The organism is Dehalobacter restrictus DSM 9455, assembly GCF_000512895.1.
Classification (GTDB): Bacteria; Bacillota; Desulfitobacteriia; order Desulfitobacteriales; family Syntrophobotulaceae; genus Dehalobacter; species Dehalobacter restrictus.
On record NZ_CP007033.1, the window covers coordinates 572,051 to 594,505 of the forward strand.

Consider the following 22,455-nt stretch of genomic DNA (forward strand, 5'->3'; position numbering starts at 1 on the left):
GAACGTTGTGAACGACCGGCTGGAATATTTCAGAACTTTAGCCTCACAAAAACTTTCGCTGGAAAGATTTCAGCACACGCTTGGGGTAGAGGCTCTGGCCGTGGAACTTGCCCCGAGGTTCGGTGTAAAAGAGGGAGATGCGGGCTTAGCTGCCCTTACCCATGACCTGGCTAAGGAGTACACTTATTTGGAGCAGCTGAAAAAAGCCCGGGAATGGAACCTTATTCTTTATCCGGAAGATATGGAAATTCCCCAGGTCATTCACGGAAGAGTCGCAGCTTATATGCTGCAGATTCTTTACGCGATAAAAAACGAGGATGTCCTGAATGCGGTTGCGAATCATACCTTGGGGAGACCGGGGATGTCCCCTCTGGAAATGTTGATCTACAGTGTCGATCTCACGGAACCCGGGAGGAATTTCCCCGGTGTAGACAAGCTTCGCCAGAAGTTGTATCATGACCTTAAGACAGGTACACTGGCTTGTGTGGAGCATACCTTGTACTATCTGAAGGAGAACAATAAACCGATTCATCCGCTGACAATTCTGACGTATGAAGATTTGAAAAATGGAAAAGCGTCTAAAGGAGGTTAGAATTTGGAAATAAGTCATGACCAGCTGCAGAAAGTAGTTGACTTTATTGACGATAAAAGAGGCGGAAATATTCTGACCCTTGACTTAAAGGGAATATCCGTCATTGCAGATTATTTTATGATTGCCACGGGAAACAGCACGACTCAGACCAAAGCAATTATCGAGTACCTTGCAGAAAAATTGCCCGAGGTCGGGATTCCGGTTTTAAGGATAGAAGGGCTTCCTGAAGCTCAGTGGGTGCTGATCGACTGTGGTGATCTGGTTATACATATTATGACACCAGATACCAGAGAGTTTTATAGTCTGGAAAGACTGTGGGGCGATGCCCGGGAAGTCGTATTATATAATTAGATTTTAATTTGGATATCCAATCTAATATTTTTACGCTTTGAAGGAAAGCAGTACCTGAAAGGGATGGATCAGAGAGACGGCGGTTGGTGTGAGCCGTTTTCACCAGGCGGGGAACTCGTTCCTGAGCAGTGTCCGGGCAGCAACGGATGCCGGTGAGAACCGTTATAATCTTTAAGCGCACAGAATTAGGGTGGTACCGCGGGAGCAAACTCTCGTCCCTTGGGGATGGGGGTTTTTATCTATTTTTGGACTAGTAATATCTACCAGAAGAATGAACATTTGAAACATAAGGCAGGACAACTAAAGGCTGTTCTGTTGGAAAGAACTTTGGAGGTCGGATCTATGCAGGAAAGATATTTATTCAACGAGATTGAGTCAAAATGGCAGAAAGCCTGGCTGGAGAACAAAGCAGGAAAAACTGAGGAGAATAGCGGTAAAGAAAAGTTCTATGCACTTGCCATGTTTCCATACCCATCTGGAAACTTACATATGGGACATGTCCGCAATTATTCGATCGTTGATGTGATTGCCCGCTTCAAAAGGATGCAGGGCTATGATGTGCTGCACCCGATTGGCTGGGATGCCTTCGGCCTTCCCGCTGAAAACGCCGCGATCAAGCATCAGACACCGCCGGCAGAGTGGACCTGGAAAAATATTGCGAACATGAAGCGACAGCTTCAGGAAATGGGTATTTCTTACGATTGGGATAGAGAAGTTGCAACCTGCCACCCCGAGTATTACCACTGGACGCAATGGATTTTTAATCAGTTCTATCAACATGGTTTGGTCTATAAGAAGAAAGCCGCTGTAAACTGGTGCCCGTCCTGCGCGACAGTGTTGGCTAACGAACAGGTCGTGGACGGTGCCTGCGAGCGTTGCGACACACCTGTTACCAAAAAAGATCTTGAACAATGGTTTTTCAAGATTACGGATTATTCGGAACAGCTCTTAAACGACCTTGATAAGCTCACCGGCTGGCCGGAAAAAGTAAAAACCATGCAGCGCAACTGGATTGGCCGCTCTGAAGGGGCCGAAGCCAATTTTAAAATTGAAGGCACCACAGATATGATCACTGTATTCACAACCAGAGTCGATACGATTTTTGGCGTGAGCTATGTGGTTCTTGCCCCCGAACATCCGCTGGTTACACAGCTCGTCAAAGGAACACAGTATGAACAAGGCGTGCTCACTTTTATCGAGAAGATGAAAGGTTTGAACGAAATTGCGAGAACCTCATCGGAAGCAGAAAAAGAAGGGATGTTTATCGGACACTACTGCATCAACCCATTAAGCGGAGAAAGGATCCCGATCTGGATTGCCAATTACGTTCTTCTCGAATATGGAACCGGGGCTGTTATGGGGGTCCCGGGACATGATGAAAGAGATTTTGCCTTTGCCGGGAAGTACGGTCTGCCGATTGCGAGAGTCATTCTTGATCCTAAAGTTTCCGCTGCAGATAAAGATATGCCGATGAAAGAAGCTTATATTGAAGACGGGACCATGGTCAACTCCCTTGATTTTGACGGACTGGATAACCGGACGGCCTGGGGCAAGATGGCTGCCAAACTGGAAAAGCTGCAGCTTGGTGAGCGTAGAATCAATTACCGCCTTAGGGACTGGCTGATTTCCCGTCAGCGCTATTGGGGTGCGCCAATTCCGATGATTTACTGTGATACGTGCGGCGTTGTGCCTGTGCCGGATGATCAGCTGCCGGTGATGCTGCCCGATGATGTCGTGTTCAAGGCCGGTGAGAATCCGCTGACCACTTCCCAGAGCTTTGTGCAGACAACTTGTACGAAGTGCGGAGGCCCTGCCAGAAGAGAAACCGATACGATGGACACCTTCATGTGCTCTTCGTGGTACTATCTGAGGTATTGTGACCCGCGGAATCCGGATAAGGCTTTTGACGAGAAAAACGCGGCCAAATGGATGAACGTCGACCAGTATGTCGGCGGTGTTGAGCATGCGATCCTGCATCTGCTCTATTCACGCTTTTTTACTAAAGCCCTGAGAGATTTTGGCTACCTCCAGGTGGATGAGCCGTTTGCAAATCTGCTTACCCAGGGAATGGTCTGCATGGACGGTTCCAAGATGTCCAAATCCAAAGGAAATGTCGTCAGCCCTGAGGAGATCATCAGCAAATATGGTGCAGACACGGCCAGAATGTTCATTCTGTTTGCTGCCCCGCCTGAACGGGATCTGGAGTGGAGCGAACAGGGTGTTGAAGGTTGCTACCGCTTTTTAAACCGTGTCTGGCGGCTTATTGTCCAGTATCAAGCTGCCTTGGCTTCTGCAGGAAATGGCAGTACTGCACGTGAATCCTTCACGGAGCTCGATGCCAAAGCCAAACAAATGCGTTTTACCACACACAGTACCATCAGAAAGGTTACCAATGATGTCGGCAGCAGATTTAATTTCAATACCGCGATCAGTTCCATTATGGAATTGGTTAACGCACTTTACCTGTATAAAGAAGAAAAGGATGCCAACCTGGCCGTTGCCAGAGAAGGCATTGAAACACTGCTGAAGATCTTGGCACCGTTTGCCCCGCATATCACCGAAGAGCTCTGGGGAGAACTTGGAAACACCGAAAGCATTCATAAACAGGCCTGGCCCATTGAAGATGAGACGGCGCTGATCGAAGAGGAGATCACGATTATTCTCCAGGTAAACGGAAAAGTTCGCGACAAGGTTCAGGTCCCAGCCGAAATTTCTAAAGAGGAACTGGAAAAGATGATTCTGTCTTCAGAAAAAGTCAAACAGCACCTTAAAGGAAAAACCGTCATCAAAGTGATCACGGTTCTGGGTAAACTGGTGAATATCGTTGTGAGGTAAGACAGTTTAAGAAAATAGCTGTTCAAGAGGGACAGACAAGCCTTCAAAATATAGAGACTTGATCGTATCACTGCTCTGATAAACGCGGTATTCCCTGATGTCCAGTTCGGCAAAGCAGTATAAATAGACTTCTTTGCGCCAGGGATTCACAATCCAATATTCCGATATACCGGCCTGCAGATATAAATTTAGTTTTTTCAGCAGGTCTTTTTTTTGTGTGGAATCGGACAATACTTCAAGAACTAGGGTAGGTACGCCGGTATACCTGCCTTTTTCATTGATATTTTCAGTATCGCAAATCACAATCATATCAGGCTGGACAACATTTTTATTGTCACTGACTGAAAGGGTTACGTCGAACGGAGAAGTCAACGGACGGCATTTCTTGCCTTTGAAATAGTTGTACAGGACATTGGATATTTCCATGATGATGCACTGGTGGTCATAAGTAGGTGAAGCCAAAAGGTAGACCTCTCCGTCAATATACTCGTAGCGGTTTTCACTTGATTCAGAAAGCATTAAAAAGTCTTCATACGTGATCTTCTCTTGGTCCCAGAAATAGATTTCAGCTTTTTCAGCAACGACTGAAACATCTTTTCCGGGCTCCTCATAGCGTCTAACAACTACTGTTTTTTTGCCGTTTTTCGTGATGATAATGTCTTCAAACCAGGCTAGCTTCAGATAGCGGCCAAAATTATTCTGGGCTTCAGTTGAGGTAATTTCCATTAGAGCACCTCCGCGTTAGCTAATATAAAAAATTAGCTAATACAATTGTAACATATTTACCAGTTGTGTCAAATTAAAATAATACAGTTAAAACCAGCCACGATTCGAATAGAGAATCGTGGCTGGTTTGCCACGGACAATGACACGAAGTGCCTGGTGTCAACACGTTAGGGATAACAAAGTGTTCAACTGGCCTAATGCTGCGGTGCAATTCAGAAGATCAGAATGAGGAATCAATAATAAGGGTATGGCCTGTAAGGCCCGTACGGGTAGGGGCCATAAGCAAAACGGGAACCGTAGGCCAGGCCTGCGCCGTAAGCAAAAGGAACACTTAGTGCTAAAGCGGCTATAGCCAGGAACGGAAGAAACAGAAATCCTGGGTTATTGGAATGAAACAGAATACCGTCCTGACGGACTTCAACAATTTGTCCGTGGTAGCTTTTACCGTCAAAGAGACTTACTGTGGCCTGATTCCCTGCATAAGGAGCAACAAGCTCATAATTCAGATGGGTTCCTCTAAATAATGTCATTGGGAGTAAGAGCACCTCCTTGTAAAAATTTGCCAGTTTCGGCTGATATATTCTATGTTTTGGAATAGAAATGGGAACATTCTCATGATCAGGTTTAAAGTTTAAGCGCGCTGATTAACTTGGAAACGGCAAAAAAGTAATCCACACAAAGGAATTTGAAAATAAATGGAGAATAATGGAAAAAGAGGAGGTATGGACGATTGGAGAAAAAGCTGAGGCTGCTTTGGTGGGGCATTTTGGGTGTATTACTGGTTCTGGCCGCTGTGAAACTGTTTTTGCCAGTAAACAGTCCGGTTGAAGTTAATCAGGCAGAAGAAAACAGGGAGATTGTAGTTTATATTTCGGGTGCAGTTGTGCATCCCGGTCTTTTGCACCTCTCTTTGAATGCCAGGTTGGATGATGCGCTGCAGGCAGCGGAACTGACAGCTGAAGCTGACCTTGAAGTATTGAATCCTGCCCAAAAGCTCAAGGATGGACAAAAAATAATTGTGGCCTCAAAGAGTACCGGAACGGGTCAATTAACCGGAAAGACCGAAAACAGCGCAGCTCAGCCGGGTACAACAGGTGGATTATCGACAAAGGTCAATATCAATACCGCAGGTATTAATGAACTGGATACTATTCCGGGGATCGGTCCGGCCTTAGCCCAGCGAATTATTGATTATCGTACGGAAAACGGGTGGTTCTCCGCACCGGAAGAGATTCAAAATGTTTCGGGGATCGGTTCAAAGACCTATGAGAAAATGGAGAAGTATATCTCTGTCGGTTCGTAACGTGATAAAGCAGTATGTTTGAGGCAAGTCTGCGGGCCACAATATCCGCATGCCATGAATGGCACAATCCGCAAATAGCTGCGCTGCGTTATCCTATTCCGCTCATAGCGGAACTGTAGCTCTCGGACTGAGCATAGGGTGTTTGCATACCAAAATGAGAAAAAGGTCATGAAGGGGCATGAAAGCGTCATGAAAGATAAACTGGTCAGTCAGGCTATAGCTGTGCTGACAGGTGGATTGCTGGCCGTTCAAAGTGAAAAAGAAGTAAGAATATTCATATTGGCCATTTGCTTGCTTTTAGCTATAGGAATTGTGGTTATATGGAAACCGCTCGATTTTTTTGGTAGGGCTTCCAAACCTGAAGCGGTACTGCTGGCCTGCGGGCTTTTAACAGGTTTTTTGTATGGGATGCCGGCAGAGAACAATATCGCTTCTCCGCTGCTTATAGAAAGAATTGAGATACAGGGCAGATTATCGGATTGGCGGATTAATGATAAGACCGGCCAGGGTATTTTCATCCTGGAAGATGTCTATCCCGGAACGGAAGAACGCTTGGGGGAAAAATACAATTTTCGTGTTTATCCCGAAAAAGATGGGGTATATATGAAGGGATGGGATCGAGTTAAGCCCGGAGACACCATCTTGGTCACAGCCAGACTGGAACATCCCAAACCTCCGGGAACAGAGGGCGAATTTGACCTTCCGCTTTATTATGCCGTAAGAGGCTTAAGCGGTACGATTACAGCCTTCGGGGAAGCTGATGTACTGGAGGAAGGTGTTCCGGGTTTTACCTGAAGGATACGTCAGCATGTACATGATATTCTGACCGCGTCCTGGCCGGAGCAAGCCGGTATTCTTGAAGGAATTTTGTTTGGGGATTCCAGCGGGATATCTGCGAAAACACTGGAGATGTACAAGGCCGCAGGAGTCATGCATGTTTTTGCGGCTTCGGGATCTAATGTGGCCTTTGTGATGGCCCTGGCATGGCTGTTTCTGTTTGGCCTGCCCCGGAAAGCCAGGATTGTCGCAACGATTGGAGTTATCTTGTGTTATGCAGTCTTATGCAACGGTAATCCGCCTATCTTACGGGCAACCATTTTAGGAACCTCAGTCTTAATCGGCCGCTTAGGCAGTGGAAAGATGTCGCCGCTTAGATGGCTTCTCTTTGCTGCGTTGATTCTTTATTTATGGAATCCTTTATTTTTGCGTGATATAGGTTTTCAGCTTTCCTTTGCTGCTACTTGGGGAATGCTGGTTCTATCACCCCAGTTGATGAAAAATGCCTGGTTCGGCAGGCTGCCTGAATTACTGAGACTGCCTGCAGCAGTATCATTTGGGGCTCAGATTGCCGTGATACCCATTATGATGAATGTTTTTCACAAACTGTCTCTGGCTGGGCTGGTCACCAATATATTTATCCTTTTTATGCTCGGCGCAGTTCTGCAGATCGGGCTTATTGGAACGGTACTGATTTTTGTTCCGGGTATCCCATCCGTTTTTTTTCAAGCTGCAGTATGGCTGCTTGAGATCTCTGACCGTATATTGACGCTGATTGCATCTTTCCCTTGGGCCTATTTCTGGGTATTAAACCCCGGCCTGGCCTTTTGGATAGCCTGGTATGGATTTTTGGCAGCGATGCTATTCGGTACAGAAAGAATACAATTCATTTCGAACGTACAGGTCAGAAGACTCAGAACGACAGCGAAGAGATTACAATTTCTGCCCTACCTGTACAGAATGGTTGACACGCTCAAACTTGGAAAGAACGAAAATAAGCCACACCATATGGGATATTCTAATCTGTGGTCTGCAAAGTTCCTAGATTCTGCCAAACAACTAATTCCTGCGAAACTGTTAAGTTTTATCAAATTTAGACATGTCTTTGCTTTGCTTATGATGCTGCTGCTCTGGCACCCCTGGTCGGCCGGCAATGCCCTGGAAATTTCGTTTATTGATGTGGGCCAGGGGGACTGTATCCTAATTCAGACAGCCCGAGAGAACCTGCTTGTCGATACCGGTCCCCGTAGGGAGAACTACAATGCAGCGGAAAAAATTGTGCTTCCTTATTTGATGGAAAAAAGGATAGGTCAACTGGATTTTCTTTTTATCACGCACGAGGATGCTGATCATTTGGGAGGGGCGCAATATCTGCTGGCCAATTTGCCTGTGGCAAAAGTCGCAGTACCCGAAGCGGGTGATAGAATAACAAATGAAGAATGGCAGTCGGGAATTCCAGCGGAATACTACCGGAACGAAGAAAAGTTTGTAACGCTCAAGGCAGGGGATTATATCCATTTTTCTTCCGGTTTGCAGATTGAGATTATGGCCCCGGTCGAAGAAATGAACAACACCGGCGCTGATTCGAATAATAATTCTCTGGTGATACAGATGGAATATCTGGGAAAGAAAATCCTATTGACGGGAGATATGGAAGCAGAAGAAATGGAATCCATCTCAGACAGAGGAACTGACTGGAATTCGAATTTTATAAAAGTTCCACATCATGGCGGAAAAGGCTCTCTGGATACAGCTTGGTTTGACAGTACCAATCCCCGGGCGGTGTTTGTTTCTGTAGGCAAAAACAGCTTTGGTCATCCTTCCCGGGAGGTTATCAACTACTGGGAAGAAAGAGGTGTACCTATATATCGGACAGATATGGACGGGACAATACAATTGATGATCAATAAAAAGGGCTGTCAGATAACGACAGGCAGGTGACAGCTGCAAATTTCTTTTTTATCCAAATTTATGCTATAATCAACAACTGAACGAATAATTCACACGTTGAAAAGGAGTTATCGATCATGGAAAAACCGATTGTAACAATTGAAATGGCCAACGGGGATGTCATTAAGGCCGAGCTTTATCCTGAAATAGCCCCAAATACTGTCAATAATTTTATTTCATTAATTAAAAAGGGCTTCTATAACGGTCTGATTTTTCACAGAGTCATTCCTGGTTTTATGATTCAGGGAGGATGCCCGCAGGGTTCGGGAATGGGCAATCCAGGCTACAGTATTAAAGGGGAATTCTCCGGTAACGGCTTCAAGAATGATCTGAAACATAGCCGTGGAGTCCTGTCTATGGCCCGCTCCAGAATGGAAGATTCAGCCGGTTCTCAGTTTTTTGTCATGGTTAATGATGCACCTCATCTTGACGGTCAATATGCAGCTTTTGGCAAGGTGATCGAAGGCATGGAATCTGTTGATCATATTGTTTCTGTCGAAAGTAACTATCAGGACAGGCCCAATCAGGAACAGGTAATGAAAAGCGTAACCGTCGACACCAAAGGTGTAGATTACGCTGAACCAGAAACCGTCTAAATATTTTGGTCTGAAACATCAAATTAGTCCAGTAAAGACTAATTTTATACGGAAATACAAAAAATATCAAAGAACATGAATAAAAAGAGGAAGTGCATGGAAATAATACCAAATGAACATCTCTTTTCTCCTCCTCTTTCTTTCCCCTTCATCCGTTGAGGGGGACTTTTTTTGTTGTAAGATCCCAATGATCTTTGGTTGAAAAGTTATTTGTTCTGCGTTATAGTAGAGATAATTCAAAATAATTACTAAATAGGTCATTTTGGGAAGAGAGAGGAAGATATTTTAATGGATTTTGCAGAAAATCATGTAAAAAGCTATGAAGAAATCTTGGAAGCCTACGTGATGGTATTAGCCGATTTAAAAGAAATAATGCAGGAAGACATCATGGTGCTGATAACAAATAGGACGGACGCGCTCTGTCATTACTCCGGCTATAAACTTCATACGAAGGTGGATCAAAGTTTTAAGGTTAGTGATCACGCTCACCTTGTTGAAGCGATGAGAACAGGTAAAACCAGATCGGATATTATGTCCAAAGAGAGATACGGTATTCCGTTTGCGTCATTCACATACCCAATTAAAGCACCCGATGGAGAAATCATCGGCTGTGTCGGAATCGGTAAAAGCCTAGAAAAAGAGGGTAGAGTTGAAGAAATTTCTCAAGGTTTAGCAGCAACGCTTCAGCAAGCAAACGCTGGATTGCAGGAAGTTGCCTCAGGATCACAAGGGCTTTCTTTCAAAATCAGCAATGTGGTAAAATCCGCAAATGAATCCGCCGTGAAAATTAAAGAAATTAATAAGGTCATTAGCGCTATTTCGGATATATCCTCACATTCCAACCTGCTGGGTTTGAATGCTGCAATTGAAGCGGCTCGCGCCGGTGAACAAGGTCGCGGCTTTGCAGTGGTTGCAGAAGAAATGCGCAAACTTGCTGCCCAAAGTAACGACTCAGCTAAAATGGTTACCGAAATACTTACCCAGATGAGAGAATCTATTGAAGGCATTATTATGGAAATCAACCAAATTGGCGGTATTGCTGAAAATCAGGCCGCAGCGACTCAGGAAATCACCGCTGCAATTGAGGAAGTAAGTGAAAATTCACAAAACCTGGTTGAATTATCAAAAATCACATTGGGTGGCAAGTAAGAGAGTTTCTTCTTAACTTCAAGGAGAAAATAGGATATGACATTAGATATCATCAAACTGGATATAAAGAACCGCGATATCCCCTCCGTTTATCTCTGGTACGGCGAGGACCGCTATTCTCTAACCGAGGCTTTAAAACTGCTAAAAAACTATTATTTGCTGGATGATCCTTCCGGCAGCAATACAGAACTTCTTAACGGAAAAGAACAAACCCGGGAAGAAATGATCCAGGCTGCCAATATGACAGCCTTTTTTTCCGGAAAACTCGTGGTTGTTGATGATCTTCCATATTTCAGTACGGGCAGGAGCAAAGGCACTTCCGAATCGGAAAACAGCGCCGAAGAAACAGAACGATCCGATTCAGGGAGAGGCAGCGACCCGGATATCCTGCTGGAATACTGTCTGAACCCCAATCCGTCCACCTGCCTGGTCCTGATATCGGAAAAAGTGAACAGAGGCAGAAAACTGTTTAAGGAAATTAATAAAAATGGAAAAGCAGTGGAATTTGCATTTCCGAAGGGCCAGTCGGAATGGACGGCCTGGTTGCAAAAAGAAGCGCTTCAAAACGGAAAGAACCTGAGTGTTCCCGCCGCTTTGTTTCTTCTGGAATGGGCTGGCCATCAGACGGGGGTACTCAGTCAGGAACTGGCCAAATTAGCTTTATATACTGGAGAAAAACAAAACATAGAAATTGAAGATATCCGGAAGATATGTCTGCCGATGATCGAGACGACGGTCTTTGCGATGCTGGATGCCATCGCGGCAGAGAATACCAAAGATGCCCTGACCAGGCTTTGTGAAGTGCTCAGTCAGGAACATTACCTCAAGGTGCATACTATGATCGTCCGCCATATCCGGCTGTTGCTGGTAGCGAGCATTTGGCGGGCCCGCAGGGGCACAGTCAATGATTTTATGGACACTGCAGGGATCAGGACGTTCTTTGAAGGGAATAAGCTTTTTCAGCAAGCGGACTCTTTTTCAGCCAACAGATTGGCTGAAGCCATGGAAGATTGTCTTCAGACTGAACTGGCGTTAAAGAGCAGCGGAGGGAGCCCTCAGCTGCTGCTGGAAATAATGGTTATACGATTATGTAAGAAATAACGTAATTATAAAAAGAGGATGCCTCAGGGTTCTGAGATATCCTCTTCAATGTCTATGGAGCGTGAAGCGTTTAAATAGCCTTCACGGATGCTGCGACGTCCATGGAGGGACTAGTGCAGCGTTGTTAGCTGGCTTTATTATTCAAAGCCTGAAATTTTTTGGCCATTCTGGATTTTTTGCGAGCTGCTTTGTTTTTGTGGATCAAACCTTTGGCAGCAGCTTTATCAAGTGCACGGGAAGCTTTTTGCAGAGCTTCAACAGCATTTTCAGGATTATTGTTTACAACTTCCTCAAAACGACGAATAGCGGTTCGTAAGGAAGATCTGGCAGCAGTATTCTTGGCATTCTGTAATTTGCTTAGTTGGACCCTCTTAATTGCTGATTTAATATTTGGCATACAGTCACCCCCTTCGAAACATCTAACTACCGCACGTTTTTTAGACAAAAGTTATTTTATCATATTTTAGCAAGACTATGCAACTAAATTCTAAAAAAAGAATACCTTGCCTTTACTATTGCCATGTCAATCCTAAATCTTATACCATCCTGAAATATATTTTTACTTTTACTATAGTGATACAGAACAAATATATTTCTAATGATATTTCTAATTGACGAATCTCAAAGCCCTGTGATAATATAGATTCAAATCAACACCATTATTGTATAAAAGTAATGATGGGGTAAAGTAAACGGTATGAGCTTTCCAGGGAGGAAACGTCTTAGACTGAAAGCGTTTCTATCGCATTGATCGTTGAAGGTTCACCCCTGAACTTCCGGACTGAAACCTTTGGGTAAGTAGGTCTGGACGGAGGCTCCCGCCGTTAAAAGGGAGGGGGTATAAGGAAGAATAAAGTCCTGTACCTATTGAAAAGTGGGGTCTGCTTAGACCCAAATAGGGTGGTACCGCGAAGCACTTTCGTCCCTTCAGGGATGAGAAGTGCTTTTTTAATTGGCTGCAAGGAGCGGCTAGCAAGGCCACGGATGGCCACGGACCACACTAAGTTTCAGTAGGGAAAGATTTCTTTATTCGTACTCTTAAGAGAGGGTTGGAGTGATCCAGCTAACTGGGGTGGTACCGCGGAAGGCCACAGCTTTCGTCCCGGCGAAGGCTGTGGCTTGTTATTTTCTGGTGTATCAGAAAAATATGAATGTAGGAGTGAAGGATGATGAAAAGAAAGTTCAAAGGTTTCACAGGGAGTATGGTAGTAGCTTTATTATTGGCGGTCAGCCTGATATTGGGGGGGTGCAGCTCCGGGAAAAGCAGTAAGGCAGGCAGTGAGACAGCAGAACCTTACAAAGTGGGTGCGGTTCTCGATATCAGCGGGACTTCCTCTTCTTTGGGCACACCTGAACGCGATACGCTGCTAATGATGGTGGACAAAATCAATGCCGAAGGCGGTATTCAAGGCCATCCGATTGAACTGATCATTGAGGATAATAAAAGTGATGAGATGGAGGCTGTACTTGCTGCAAATAAGCTAATAGAAAAAGGCGTCCTTGCAGTTTTGGGCGGCAGCTCCAGCGGGACCTCGATGGCCATCATGAAAACTGTCCAGGACGCGCAAATTCCGATGATTTCTCTGGCAGCAGCCAGCAGCATAGTTGAGCCGGCGGCTGAAAGACAATGGGTATTTAAAACAGCCCAGAGCGATATCGTCATGATCAATAAAATCATTGAATATCTCAAGAAGAATAACATGACGAAGATTGCCTTTATGTATATGAACAATGCTTATGGCGACAATGGCAAGAAAGCCATCAGCGCAGCAGCTCCCCAAAATGGGATCACCATCGTCGCCGAAGAAAAATTTGATGCGACAGACAATGATATGACACCGCAATTAACGAATGTTAAGAGCAGCGGGGCTCAGGCAGTCGTCGTATGGGCGATTCCGCCTTCGGCCTCCATCCTGACGAAGAACTATAAGGATCTTGGACTGACGATTCCGCTCATTCACAGCCATGGCGTCGGCAATCAGAAATTTATTGAACTTGCCCAGGACGCCGCTGACGGAGTGATCCTTCCAATCGGCAAGCTTCCAGTGACCGATCAGATTGCGGATTCTGATCCGCAGAAAGCAGTGCTTACAAGTTATATCAATGATTACCAAAACAAATACAATACCGCGCCCAATTCATTCGGCGGTTATGCGGCAGATGCTTTAAGTCTCCTGGTCAAGGCGATCGAAAAAGCTGGTCCGGATCGCAGCGTCATTCGGAATGAACTGGAAAAAACGCAGGGACTTGTCGGTGTATCCGGGGTATTTAATATGTCCGAACAGGATCATAATGGCTTAAGCGAAGATTCCGCCGTTTTGGTGCAGATCGAAGACGGCAAATGGAAAATATTACAGTAACGAGGGCAAAATTACAGTAACGGAGTGAAACCTGATGGGAGAACAACTACTGCAGCTATTATTCAGCGGGCTTACGCTTGGAAGTATTTATTCTATTATTGCCCTTATCCTGGTCATTACCTATAAAGTAACAGGCATATTAAATCTAGCCCTTGGGGAATTCCTGGTTATCGGGGCACTTTTGACGGTTAGTTTCAAATCGATGGGGATGCCGCTAATAGCGGCCTCCCTTCTTGCCATCATTATTGTCGCCTTGTTGGCGGGGGTACTCGAAAGGCTGACGGTCAACAAAGCCAGGGGAGCCAGCAGCCTGACGATGCTGATCATTACAATTGGTATTTCGATATCCTTAAGGGGACTGGCCCTTCTGATCTGGGGAACGGATACCTACTCTCTGCCCTCCTTTACGGCTAGTGGACCAATCATGGCAGGCGGGGCGGCACTCAATCCTCAGAGTATCTGGGTATTTTTGCTGGCAGCGGCAACACTGATCTGTGTCAACACTTTTTTTGGACGGACGTACTGGGGAAAAGCAGTTAAAGCTTCCGTCCTCAGTCCCATCGGAGCCCAGCTGCAGGGGATCAATCTGAGTACGATTTCCCTAGCCGCATTTGTTTTTTCAGGGGCTTTGGCTACCGCCGCAGGAATCTGCATTGGACCGGTGACGATGGTCACGTATGATATGGGTTTTATGTTAGGCGTCAAAGGTTTTATCGCGGCAACAATTGGCGGATTGGGCAGTATATCCGGAGCTGTTCTGGGGGGATTAATCCTGGGGCTTTTGGAAGCCTACAGTTCAGGACTGATTTCCTCCGGGTTGAATGATGCGATCTCTATTGTGATTCTTCTTGCAGTCCTTTTAATCAGGCCGGAAGGGATCCTGGGTGCAATCAGCGAGCGTAAAATTTAATCTTAAAACAGGGTTTCCTTTTGGTATAGATTTGATTTCTTTTGAGTAAGATTTACAGCGTCATATGGTAAGGAGCGTATCTTTGGTGAAAAAGATTATATTTAAATTCAGCGGAGCTGTCATCATGCTGGTATTGTTGATTATCCCGCTCCTGCTTAACAGCAATTATCTTTATGGATCACTGATTGTTATCGGCCTGTATGCGATCGTTGTCCAGGGCTTGGGAATGCTGATGGGTTATGCGGGGCAGGTGTCGTTCGGTCATGCGGCGTTTTTTGGTTTAGGCGCTTATACGGCCGCGATATTAACCACGCGTTTTCATTGGCCGTCACTGTTAGCCCTTCTGGCAGCAATTCTTCTTCCCGGAATTGTTGCGGCCCTAATTGGCCGACAGACCCTTAAGTTACGCGAGCTATACCTTGCCCTCGCGACGCTCGGCTTTGGGATTTTAGTCCATATATTATTTACCGAAGGCGGAGAAATAACCGGAGGGCCATCCGGGATCAGCGGTATTCCGCATCTGGGCATTGGCAGTCTTATTTTAAACAGTGACAGGAAATTTTATATCCTGATCTGGATCATTCTGGTCCTGATACTGCTGGGAATACGAAATTTAGTCCGTTCCAGAACAGGCAGGGCCTTATGTGCGATCCGAGAGAGTGAGTATGCGGCAGAAAATGCCGGTATTGACTGTATTAGGCTTAAGCTGCAGGCCTTTATTTTCAGTGCGCTGCTTACGGGTTTGGCAGGGGGCCTTTATGCTTTTTATGTGACCTTTATCAGTCCGTCACCATTTACTTTTCATGCTTCCGTCCAGTTTGTACTGATGGCAGTGATTGGCGGCCTGGGTACCTTTTGGGGGCCTTTGCTTGGGGCTGTGGTCGTCGTGGCCTTAAACGAGATCTTAAAAGAGTTGATACCGCTCATCGTTCCCGGAGCCGGCGGTGAATACCAGATCATTATTTACGGAATCATCCTGGTTGCACTCATGATATACCGTCCGCAGGGGTTAAGCAGTATCGGGGAATTCTTTCAAAGTTCAAAAAAGAGTCTGGTTCAAGATGGAAATGAAGTCAATTAACCTATATACAGAACGATGATTCAAATATGAAATAAGAATTATAGATTGAGTATCAATCCTATAGAAGGAGGGAAAAGGCCATGCTTCTGGAGTTACACAGAATTACAAAACATTTTGGCGGCATTATGGCTGTCAAACATGTGTGCTTTGGGGTTGAAGAAGCAAAAATTACAGCGCTTATAGGACCTAACGGGGCAGGAAAAACGACGATTTTTAACTTGATTACCGGAACGTATCAACCGGATGAAGGTGAAGTGTTATTGGAAGGAAAAACGATCACTGGAATGAAGCCGTATAAGACAGCTCAGGCTGGAGTAACCAGAACTTTTCAGAACCTGCAGCTTTTCGGCAGCATGACCGTGCTGGAAAATGTTATGACTGGTGCTTACCTGCAGGGGAAAAAGGGCTTTGTCAAGTCGTTTCTTTCTTCCCCTGAACGGTCTACCGAAGAAAAAAAAATCAGGGCTGAATCCCTGAAACTGCTTGAAGAGGTTGGTTTAGCGGAGTCAGCTGGTTTGCCGGCAGCAGTTTTGCCGTTCGGACAGCAAAGACTGTTGGAAATTGCCAGAGCCCTTGCTTCTCAGCCCAAACTGATCCTGCTTGATGAACCGGCTGCAGGATTAAATGCTGCTGAATCTGAAATCCTGACAGAATATTTGAAAAAACTTCGCAGTCAGGGTATGACCATGATAATGATTGAACATGATATGGAAACGGTCATGGAAGCTGCTGATGAGATTGTTGTCCTAAATTTCGGGGAGGTGATCACCCAGGGAACCCCGGCAGAAATTCAGGCTCACCCGGAAGTGATCAAAGCCTATCTCGGAGAGGATGAGCAAATTGCTTAGTGTAAATGGTCTCGATGTTTATCATGGCTATGTGCATGCGCTCAAAAATGTATCCCTGAATGTCAGGCAGGGAGAATTGCTGGCGGTTCTTGGAGCCAATGGTGCAGGCAAAAGTACCCTGCTAGGGACTCTCGCGGGGTTATACAAGCCTGCTGCAGGAGAAATCATTTTTCAGAACAAAAAAATAGCCGGCCAGTCACCGGAAAAAATCGTCAGAGCCGGTATTGCTCTTATACCGGAGAAAAGAGAGATATTCAGCGGGCTAAGCGTGATGGATAACCTGATGATGGGGGCTTTTCACCGTTATCGTCAGGACAAGGCGGATATCCCAAACGATGTGGAGGAAGTCTTGGAATTATTCCCTCTGCTGCAGGGAAGAGAAAAGGATTTGGCCGGTTCTTTAAGCGGTGGTCTACAGCAGATGCTGGCAATAGGCAGGGCCCTTATGGCCAGGCCCTCACTGCTGCTGCTCGACGAACCTTCCATCGGGCTGGCCCCGCTTGTCGTACGCGAGATCATGGCGATCCTGGTCGGGATGAAAGAGTCCGGCGTCACAGTCGTACTGGTCGAACAAAATACAAAAGCCGCCTTGAGAGTGGCGGACAGTGTACTCGTCATGGAGCGGGGTAAAATTGTTCACCACGGAAGCTCCAAAGAAGCAATCTCGGATTCTCTGCTTCAGGAAGCTTATCTGGGCCGGACCCGGATGTGACCAGCCAATAATGCGGGATCTCGATCTTCTTTGACGATTCGTTTTTGTCGCCCCGAAACGTAAAATATGTCAGACTGGACTACGTTGATCTCGTATAAGATTCTGAAAAATATTCGTCTGGTTTTTCCTACACTGAAGAAGCGGTGTTTTAAGTGCGTAAATGACATCTGCCAGTATATAGCGGTACTTATAAATGATAGCAGAAAAATTAGATCTCAAATTCTTTACAGGATTGCTTAATGGACGAGATATTAACGGCATGGTGCTGTCCGCGCCAAGTGGAGCTGGATGCGGAACGCGGCTGTTTGTGCCATGGATGGCACAACAGCTGAAAAGCGGATGGCACCACGCCGTTAGCCTCAGCTTAAAAAAATAATGCTAATGATGGTCTGTGTTAACTATTATCAGCATTATTTCAGTTCAAGGTTACTTATTTTAAAAAATTCAGCTTAACGGAGCCAAAGCATTTAGATCCGTTCTACCCTGACGCCGGTATCGTGGTCATTCAGGTTCACCTTAGTCAGGTCTGCGGTACTCGGTGTTTTTTCGATGCTTTCAGCGAGCGTTTCTACTTTGATGTATTCTTGATAGCTTTGAATCGCACTCGTGACTTGGTCATCCCCATCGAAATAGATCCGGATGCGGTCCATCATTTCAAAATCATTGCTCTTGCGCATCTGCTGGACTTTGGAAACGAGCTCTCTGGCCAGACCTTCATCGATAAGCTCTCTGGTCAGCGTGGTATCAAGAATAACGAACAGGTTGTTTTCCATTGTGACCGTGAACCCTTCTTTGGCGGAAATCGACACGATGACATAGTCCTTGACGATATCTAGCTGTTCTCCATCCACATCCACTGAGAGCGATTCTCCAGCCTCCAGGGCAGCCACAGCCGTTGAAGCCTCCAGGCTTTCCAGTGCTTTGCCAAGGAGTTTGATTTTCGAGCCGAAGACGGGTCCAGCAGTTTTGAAGTTTGGCTTCAGAATGAAATTCATAAAATCGCTTAAGTTATTCGCAAAAATAACTTCCTTTACATTGAGCTCTTCCTGAATCAGTGGAATTAAATCGGCGATCAGGACTTCATATTTCCCGTCAACTAGGATTTGCTGGATCGGCTGACGGACTTTGATCCTGACCTGTTCCCGGGCAGATCTGCCGAGGGTGACTAAATTCCTGACCAAATCCATTCTGTTTTCGACGTTCTGATCGATCATAGTCGAGACATATTCCGGATAATCTGCCAGGTGGACCGAAGTCTCACCGGTCAGGTTACGGTAGATTTCTTCCGCCAGATAAGGTGCGAACGGTGCTGAGATTTTGGCGATGCCGACCAGGATTTCATACGTGGTGTTATAGACGGCCTTCTTGTCGTCCGATAGGCCGGAATCCCAGAATCTGCGGCGGGATCGCCGGATATACCAGTTGGAGAGGTCCTCGCTGACAAATTCTTGTATTTTTCGGACCGCTTTAGTCAGATCATAGACAGCGAGATTGGTTTCAACGTCATTGAGCAGGGCGTGATATTTGGAGAGGATCCACCTGTCGAGCTCCGGCCGCTTTTTGTATTCGATAAAGAAATCTCTCGGGTCGACCTCATCGGTATTCGCATAGAGCGCAAAAAAGGTATAGACGTTGCGGAGTGTCCCGAAGAACTTGCTCTGGACTTCCTTAAGGCCTTCGATGTCAAAGCGTTTAGGTGTCCAGGCCGGAGACACATAAAGCAAATACCATCTGAGCGTGTCGGCACCGTACTGGTCAAACAGTTCAAACGGGTCTACCGTGTTGCCTTTGGATTTGGACATTTTCTGTCCCTGCTTGTCTAAAACCAGATCGTTGACCAGAACCCGCTTATACGGGGAACGGCCCATCACAAAGGTCGAGATCGCGAGCAGGGAGTAGAACCAGCCGCGGGTCTGATCGATCCCTTCACAGATAAAATCAGCCGGGAACAGTTCATGGAAGTTCTCTTTGTTTTCAAACGGATAATGATGCTGAGCATAGGGCATCGCGCCGCTGTCAAACCAGCAGTCAATGACTTCACTGACCCGGGTCATCGGTTTGCCGCACTTTTCACAGCGGATATGAACATCATCGACGTAAGGTCGGTGCAGTTCGATGGTTTCATCAATCTTTTCGATTGCTTTTTCCACAAGTTCTTTGCGGGAGCCGACCGAAGCAGTATGGCCGCATCCGCAGCGCCAGATATTCAGCGGAGTCCCCCAGTAGCGGTTACGGGACAATGCCCAGTCATTGACATTTTCAAGCCAGTTGCCAAAACGTTTTTCACCGACAAAGTCGGGATACCATTCAACTGTTTTGTTATTGGCGACAAGCTGATCTTTTAGTTTGGTCATCGCAATGTACCAGCTTGGTTTGGCGTAGTACAGCAGAGGGGTCTGACAGCGCCAGCAGTGCGGGTAATTATGCTCCAATTTTTCCTTTTTAAACAGTTTGCCCTCGGCATGCAGCCACTTGATGATATCCAGGTCGGCATCCATCACAAAGCTATCCTTCCAAGGCGTTGCGATAAATTTGCCCGATTCGTCCACCGGTTGAAAAACCGGCAGGTTGTAGCGCTTTCCGGTGTTATAATCGTCTTCACCAAAAGCGGGTGCGGTATGGACGATCCCGGTACCGTCCTCTGTCGTGACATAATCGGCAGTCGTCACAAAAAAAGCCTTTTTGTCGGCGGTTAAGAACGGCATCAGCTGCTCATACTCCATATATTCAAGCTCAGTGCCTTTTAATTCCTGCAGGACTTCATAATCGTCGCCGAGTACTTTCGGTGCAAGCGTCTTCGATAGATAATAAATCTCATCATTGCTGCGGACTTTGACGTAGGTTTCGGTCGGGCTTACCGTCAGTGCAGCATTGGAGGGCAAGGTCCATGGTGTGGTCGTCCAGGCCAGAAAATACTCGTCATATTCTTGGCGTTTGAATTTGACAATGACTGTATTCGTTTTAATTTCTTTATAGCCCAGCGCGACTTCGTGGGAAGCAAGTCCGGTTCCACATCTGGAGCAGTACGGAAGAATCTTGTGACCTTCGTACATATATCCTTCTCTGAAAAATTTGTCCAGAATCCACCAGACACTTTCAATATAATTGTTATCCAGGGTAATATACGGATGATCCAGATCAATCGAATAACCCATCCGGATCGTCATTTCGCGCCACTGTTTTTCATACGTAAACACAGAGTCGCGGCATTTTTCATTGAACTGGGCGATCCCATACGCTTCTATACCTTGTTTGTCGGAAAGATTCAACTGTTTTTCAACTTCGATTTCCACCGGCAGTCCGTGCGTATCCCATCCCGCCTTCCGTTTGACCTGAAAACCTTTCATGTTCTGATACCGGCAGACGGAATCCTTCAGTGTTCTCGCCATGACATGGTGAATACCCGGCTTGCCGTTGGCTGTAGGCGGACCCTCATAAAACACGAACGGTTCCGCGCCTTCGCGGTTTTCGATTGTCTTCTGCAGAATATCAATCGAATCCCAGTAATCTGATATTTGTTTTTCCCGTCCAGCAACGGGGTTTTCAGCTAAAGATTTAAATTTTTTCATAGAGATTCTCCTTTATCAATTCATTAATGACTAATTAGTTCCTCGTCAACCCTCAAGTTATCATATGAAAAAAGTAAAAATCCCTAAGTATGAATAACTTAGGGACGACTAAACCGCGGTACCACCCTGATTATATGTCTGAGGTACATGAAATTACGTCAAACACATCACTCTTACCCGTTAACGCAGGGCAGGCGAAACTTCTTACTGGAACCCTGTTAATTGATCACTTGACAGTGACAAGGTACATATTTCTGAAGTTCAGCTCCCGGGTGATTTTCACTTGAAAGTCGGACGCAATCTCTCAGCATTTGATTGCTTTCTGTGGACTTCCTTTTAAGCTACTGTCCCATTCCTTGCTGTTTGATACTTGAATTGTCTTCAAATTATATCTATTATATGACATCCCATGCAAAAATGCCAAGTACATCTTAAAAATTCTGCACTGTATAAATTCAGCGTTAATGCAGGTGTAAAATATTAAGGATATTTCAATGTTCTAAGACAGGTTTGTCCTTCATATTCCTAATTATGGAAAGGAGGAGATTATCCTGTTTTTTTGGAATACCCGTCTGAAAGCTGTTGGGGTCATACTACTCTTGGCGCTGCTTGCATTTTCTGTTTACTTTTGCATTTCCAACGATAGTTTTCAGTATACCATAAAAATATTGTCTGAAAAAAGTTTTCCGTTTGAGCTTATACTTCTGGAAGGCGCCCCGGGGATGTCTTATCCACAACGAACCTATATCAGTGATACACGGAATGCTGCTGCAGGGATCGGAATGTATTTGCTGACCGGAGTCAACATATCCGACGCTCGGACGTATTTTTTAAGTTTCTATGCACCTCCTTCCGAAGGGCCGACCTGGCTGGGCTGGGCCTATTATCCCAATGATCCTGAAATGGAGGGACCACTGCTCGAACCCCTCGATAATCCGTTTTATCATGATCCTGAACCGATTAAAAGTGCGCAGGATGTCCTGGTAAGCATCTATCACACCCACAGTGCAGAGTCCTATTCGGGGGATGGCGGTGCAGACCGGTCAGCTGGAGGTGAAAACGGAGATATTGTGGAGATTGGACAGCTATTGACTGAAAAATTGAACCAGGCAGGAATCAATACGGCACATTCCGAGGAGGTTAATGATGCTGTCTATATCCAGGCCTACAATCATTCCTATCTCGCAGCAAAAAAAATGCTCGAGAAAAACCCAACAACCCGTTTGCTGATCGATCTTCACCGGGACGGACTTCCTTCCCAGGTGGGCAAAGATACTGCAAAGATTAACGGACAGGAGTGTGCCAGAGTCATGATTGTGATCGGTCAGAAAAATCAAAACTGGGAAAAGAATGATGCAATTGCGCGTGAAATTATTAAGATTGCGGAAAAAAAATACCCGGGACTGTTTTTCCCGAAAATCCGCTATGCCTCAGAAGCACGCTATAACCAGTATCTCACGGACGGAGCAATCCTGCTGGAAATTGGCAGTCAGCTAAACACGTTGGAGGAAGCACAGGCTGCAGCCGGACCGATAGCCGAAGTATTGAAGGAATATCTCGGTAAATGATATAATTTGCAGTGAGTGCATTTCTTT

General features: G+C 45.8%; 20 protein-coding genes and 3 other annotated features. Of the genes, 16 read left to right on the top strand and 4 right to left on the bottom strand.

Going from position 1 to position 22,455, the window contains the following annotated elements:
- Nucleotides 1-7: 7 nt before the first annotated feature.
- The 3 genes from yqeK to leuS all read left to right on the top strand — a co-directional run bounded on the left by yqeK (nucleotide 8) and on the right by leuS (nucleotide 3,778).
- A complete protein-coding gene (gene yqeK / locus DEHRE_RS02775) occupies nucleotides 8-592 on the top strand; it encodes a bis(5'-nucleosyl)-tetraphosphatase (symmetrical) YqeK (protein WP_019226561.1) in 585 nt (194 codons plus the stop codon).
- 3 nt (nucleotides 593-595) lie between these two features.
- Entirely contained in the window at nucleotides 596-943 is a 348-nt protein-coding gene (rsfS, locus tag DEHRE_RS02780; RefSeq protein ID WP_019226562.1) for a ribosome silencing factor, read from the top strand.
- Nucleotides 944-971: 28 nt separating this feature from the next.
- Nucleotides 972-1,166, top strand: a binding site (T-box leader).
- A gap of 119 nt (nucleotides 1,167-1,285) precedes the next feature.
- Entirely contained in the window at nucleotides 1,286-3,778 is a 2,493-nt protein-coding gene (gene leuS, locus DEHRE_RS02785) for a leucine--tRNA ligase (protein ID WP_019226563.1), read from the top strand.
- A gap of 6 nt (nucleotides 3,779-3,784) precedes the next feature.
- Here leuS and DEHRE_RS02790 read toward each other — a convergent pair whose 3' ends face one another.
- Both DEHRE_RS02790 and DEHRE_RS02795 read right to left on the bottom strand, forming a co-directional pair.
- A complete protein-coding gene (locus tag DEHRE_RS02790) occupies nucleotides 3,785-4,504 on the bottom strand; it encodes a type II toxin-antitoxin system Phd/YefM family antitoxin (RefSeq protein ID WP_019226564.1) in 720 nt (239 codons plus the stop codon).
- Between the two features lie 233 nt (nucleotides 4,505-4,737).
- The gene (locus DEHRE_RS02795; RefSeq protein WP_025205217.1) at nucleotides 4,738-5,034 is read right to left on the bottom strand and encodes a hypothetical protein; all 297 of its coding nucleotides are present in this window, start codon (nucleotides 5,032-5,034) and stop codon (nucleotides 4,738-4,740) included.
- Nucleotides 5,035-5,234: 200 nt separating this feature from the next.
- On the opposite strand from DEHRE_RS02795, the gene DEHRE_RS02800 reads away from it, so the two are divergent.
- The 6 genes from DEHRE_RS02800 (at nucleotide 5,235) to holA (ending at nucleotide 11,380) form a co-directional block, all read left to right on the top strand.
- A complete protein-coding gene (locus DEHRE_RS02800) occupies nucleotides 5,235-5,807 on the top strand; it encodes a helix-hairpin-helix domain-containing protein (RefSeq protein ID WP_019226566.1) in 573 nt (190 codons plus the stop codon).
- A 189-nt stretch (nucleotides 5,808-5,996) separates the two neighbouring features.
- Entirely contained in the window at nucleotides 5,997-6,602 is a 606-nt protein-coding gene (locus tag DEHRE_RS02805) for a DUF4131 domain-containing protein (RefSeq protein ID WP_242837016.1), read from the top strand.
- Between the two features lie 114 nt (nucleotides 6,603-6,716).
- Nucleotides 6,717-8,525, top strand: a complete 1,809-nt coding sequence (locus DEHRE_RS02810; protein ID WP_242837017.1) for a ComEC/Rec2 family competence protein — start codon at nucleotides 6,717-6,719, stop codon at nucleotides 8,523-8,525.
- A gap of 86 nt (nucleotides 8,526-8,611) precedes the next feature.
- Nucleotides 8,612-9,130: a peptidylprolyl isomerase gene (locus DEHRE_RS02815; RefSeq protein WP_019226569.1), complete on the top strand. Its 519-nt coding sequence runs from the start codon at nucleotides 8,612-8,614 to the stop codon at nucleotides 9,128-9,130.
- Nucleotides 9,131-9,418: 288 nt separating this feature from the next.
- Nucleotides 9,419-10,279 (top strand): methyl-accepting chemotaxis protein, encoded by an 861-nt coding sequence (locus tag DEHRE_RS02820; RefSeq protein ID WP_019226570.1) that lies wholly within the window; start codon nucleotides 9,419-9,421, stop codon nucleotides 10,277-10,279.
- 36 nt (nucleotides 10,280-10,315) lie between these two features.
- The gene (gene holA, locus DEHRE_RS02825) at nucleotides 10,316-11,380 is read left to right on the top strand and encodes a DNA polymerase III subunit delta (protein ID WP_019226571.1); all 1,065 of its coding nucleotides are present in this window, start codon (nucleotides 10,316-10,318) and stop codon (nucleotides 11,378-11,380) included.
- A 124-nt stretch (nucleotides 11,381-11,504) separates the two neighbouring features.
- Here holA and rpsT read toward each other — a convergent pair whose 3' ends face one another.
- Nucleotides 11,505-11,777 carry a 30S ribosomal protein S20 gene (gene rpsT, locus DEHRE_RS02830; RefSeq protein ID WP_019226572.1) on the bottom strand — a complete coding sequence of 91 codons (273 nt, stop codon included), beginning with the start codon at nucleotides 11,775-11,777 and terminating at the stop codon, nucleotides 11,505-11,507.
- Between the two features lie 269 nt (nucleotides 11,778-12,046).
- Nucleotides 12,047-12,310 (top strand) — a binding site (T-box leader).
- Nucleotides 12,311-12,549: 239 nt separating this feature from the next.
- Here rpsT and DEHRE_RS02835 point away from each other — a divergent pair.
- The 6 genes from DEHRE_RS02835 to DEHRE_RS14750 all read left to right on the top strand — a co-directional run bounded on the left by DEHRE_RS02835 (nucleotide 12,550) and on the right by DEHRE_RS14750 (nucleotide 17,667).
- Nucleotides 12,550-13,740 (top strand): ABC transporter substrate-binding protein, encoded by a 1,191-nt coding sequence (locus DEHRE_RS02835; RefSeq protein ID WP_019226573.1) that lies wholly within the window; start codon nucleotides 12,550-12,552, stop codon nucleotides 13,738-13,740.
- A gap of 34 nt (nucleotides 13,741-13,774) precedes the next feature.
- On the top strand, nucleotides 13,775-14,650 hold the full coding sequence (locus tag DEHRE_RS02840; protein WP_019226574.1) for a branched-chain amino acid ABC transporter permease: 876 nt from the start codon (nucleotides 13,775-13,777) through the stop codon (nucleotides 14,648-14,650).
- An 85-nt stretch (nucleotides 14,651-14,735) separates the two neighbouring features.
- Nucleotides 14,736-15,731 carry a branched-chain amino acid ABC transporter permease gene (locus DEHRE_RS02845; protein ID WP_025205218.1) on the top strand — a complete coding sequence of 332 codons (996 nt, stop codon included), beginning with the start codon at nucleotides 14,736-14,738 and terminating at the stop codon, nucleotides 15,729-15,731.
- An 80-nt stretch (nucleotides 15,732-15,811) separates the two neighbouring features.
- A complete protein-coding gene (locus DEHRE_RS02850; RefSeq protein ID WP_019226576.1) occupies nucleotides 15,812-16,579 on the top strand; it encodes an ABC transporter ATP-binding protein in 768 nt (255 codons plus the stop codon).
- Nucleotides 16,572-17,291, top strand: coding sequence for an ABC transporter ATP-binding protein (locus DEHRE_RS02855; protein ID WP_019226577.1), 720 nt, complete (start codon nucleotides 16,572-16,574; stop codon nucleotides 17,289-17,291). Before DEHRE_RS02850 ends, DEHRE_RS02855 begins: the two co-directional genes overlap by 8 nt.
- Nucleotides 17,292-17,484: 193 nt before the next feature.
- Nucleotides 17,485-17,667, top strand: a complete 183-nt coding sequence (locus DEHRE_RS14750) for a hypothetical protein (RefSeq protein WP_156804699.1) — start codon at nucleotides 17,485-17,487, stop codon at nucleotides 17,665-17,667.
- A 91-nt stretch (nucleotides 17,668-17,758) separates the two neighbouring features.
- Here DEHRE_RS14750 and ileS read toward each other — a convergent pair whose 3' ends face one another.
- Complete coding sequence (ileS, locus tag DEHRE_RS02860) at nucleotides 17,759-20,860, bottom strand: isoleucine--tRNA ligase (protein WP_019226578.1); 3,102 nt, start codon at nucleotides 20,858-20,860, stop codon at nucleotides 17,759-17,761.
- A gap of 97 nt (nucleotides 20,861-20,957) precedes the next feature.
- Nucleotides 20,958-21,226 (bottom strand) — a binding site (T-box leader).
- Between the two features lie 302 nt (nucleotides 21,227-21,528).
- Between ileS and spoIIP the strand changes: the two genes are divergently transcribed.
- Nucleotides 21,529-22,428, top strand: a complete 900-nt coding sequence (gene spoIIP, locus DEHRE_RS02865; protein ID WP_242837018.1) for a stage II sporulation protein P — start codon at nucleotides 21,529-21,531, stop codon at nucleotides 22,426-22,428.
- Nucleotides 22,429-22,455: the final 27 nt, after the last annotated feature.

Coding starts and splice junctions, on each gene's coding strand:
- leuS (WP_019226563.1), top strand. CDS start 1,286: ATGCAGGAAAGATATTTATTCAACGAGATTGAGTCAAAATGGCAGAAA.
- DEHRE_RS02790 (WP_019226564.1), bottom strand. CDS start 4,504: ATGGAAATTACCTCAACTGAAGCCCAGAATAATTTTGGCCGCTATCTG.
- DEHRE_RS02795 (WP_025205217.1), bottom strand. CDS start 5,034: ATGACATTATTTAGAGGAACCCATCTGAATTATGAGCTTGTTGCTCCT.
- DEHRE_RS02805 (WP_242837016.1), top strand. CDS start 5,997: ATGAAAGATAAACTGGTCAGTCAGGCTATAGCTGTGCTGACAGGTGGA.
- DEHRE_RS02810 (WP_242837017.1), top strand. CDS start 6,717: ATGTACAAGGCCGCAGGAGTCATGCATGTTTTTGCGGCTTCGGGATCT.
- DEHRE_RS02815 (WP_019226569.1), top strand. CDS start 8,612: ATGGAAAAACCGATTGTAACAATTGAAATGGCCAACGGGGATGTCATT.
- DEHRE_RS02820 (WP_019226570.1), top strand. CDS start 9,419: ATGGATTTTGCAGAAAATCATGTAAAAAGCTATGAAGAAATCTTGGAA.
- holA (WP_019226571.1), top strand. CDS start 10,316: ATGACATTAGATATCATCAAACTGGATATAAAGAACCGCGATATCCCC.
- rpsT (WP_019226572.1), bottom strand. CDS start 11,777: ATGCCAAATATTAAATCAGCAATTAAGAGGGTCCAACTAAGCAAATTA.
- DEHRE_RS02835 (WP_019226573.1), top strand. CDS start 12,550: ATGAAAAGAAAGTTCAAAGGTTTCACAGGGAGTATGGTAGTAGCTTTA.
- DEHRE_RS02840 (WP_019226574.1), top strand. CDS start 13,775: ATGGGAGAACAACTACTGCAGCTATTATTCAGCGGGCTTACGCTTGGA.
- DEHRE_RS02850 (WP_019226576.1), top strand. CDS start 15,812: ATGCTTCTGGAGTTACACAGAATTACAAAACATTTTGGCGGCATTATG.
- DEHRE_RS14750 (WP_156804699.1), top strand. CDS start 17,485: ATGATAGCAGAAAAATTAGATCTCAAATTCTTTACAGGATTGCTTAAT.
- ileS (WP_019226578.1), bottom strand. CDS start 20,860: ATGAAAAAATTTAAATCTTTAGCTGAAAACCCCGTTGCTGGACGGGAA.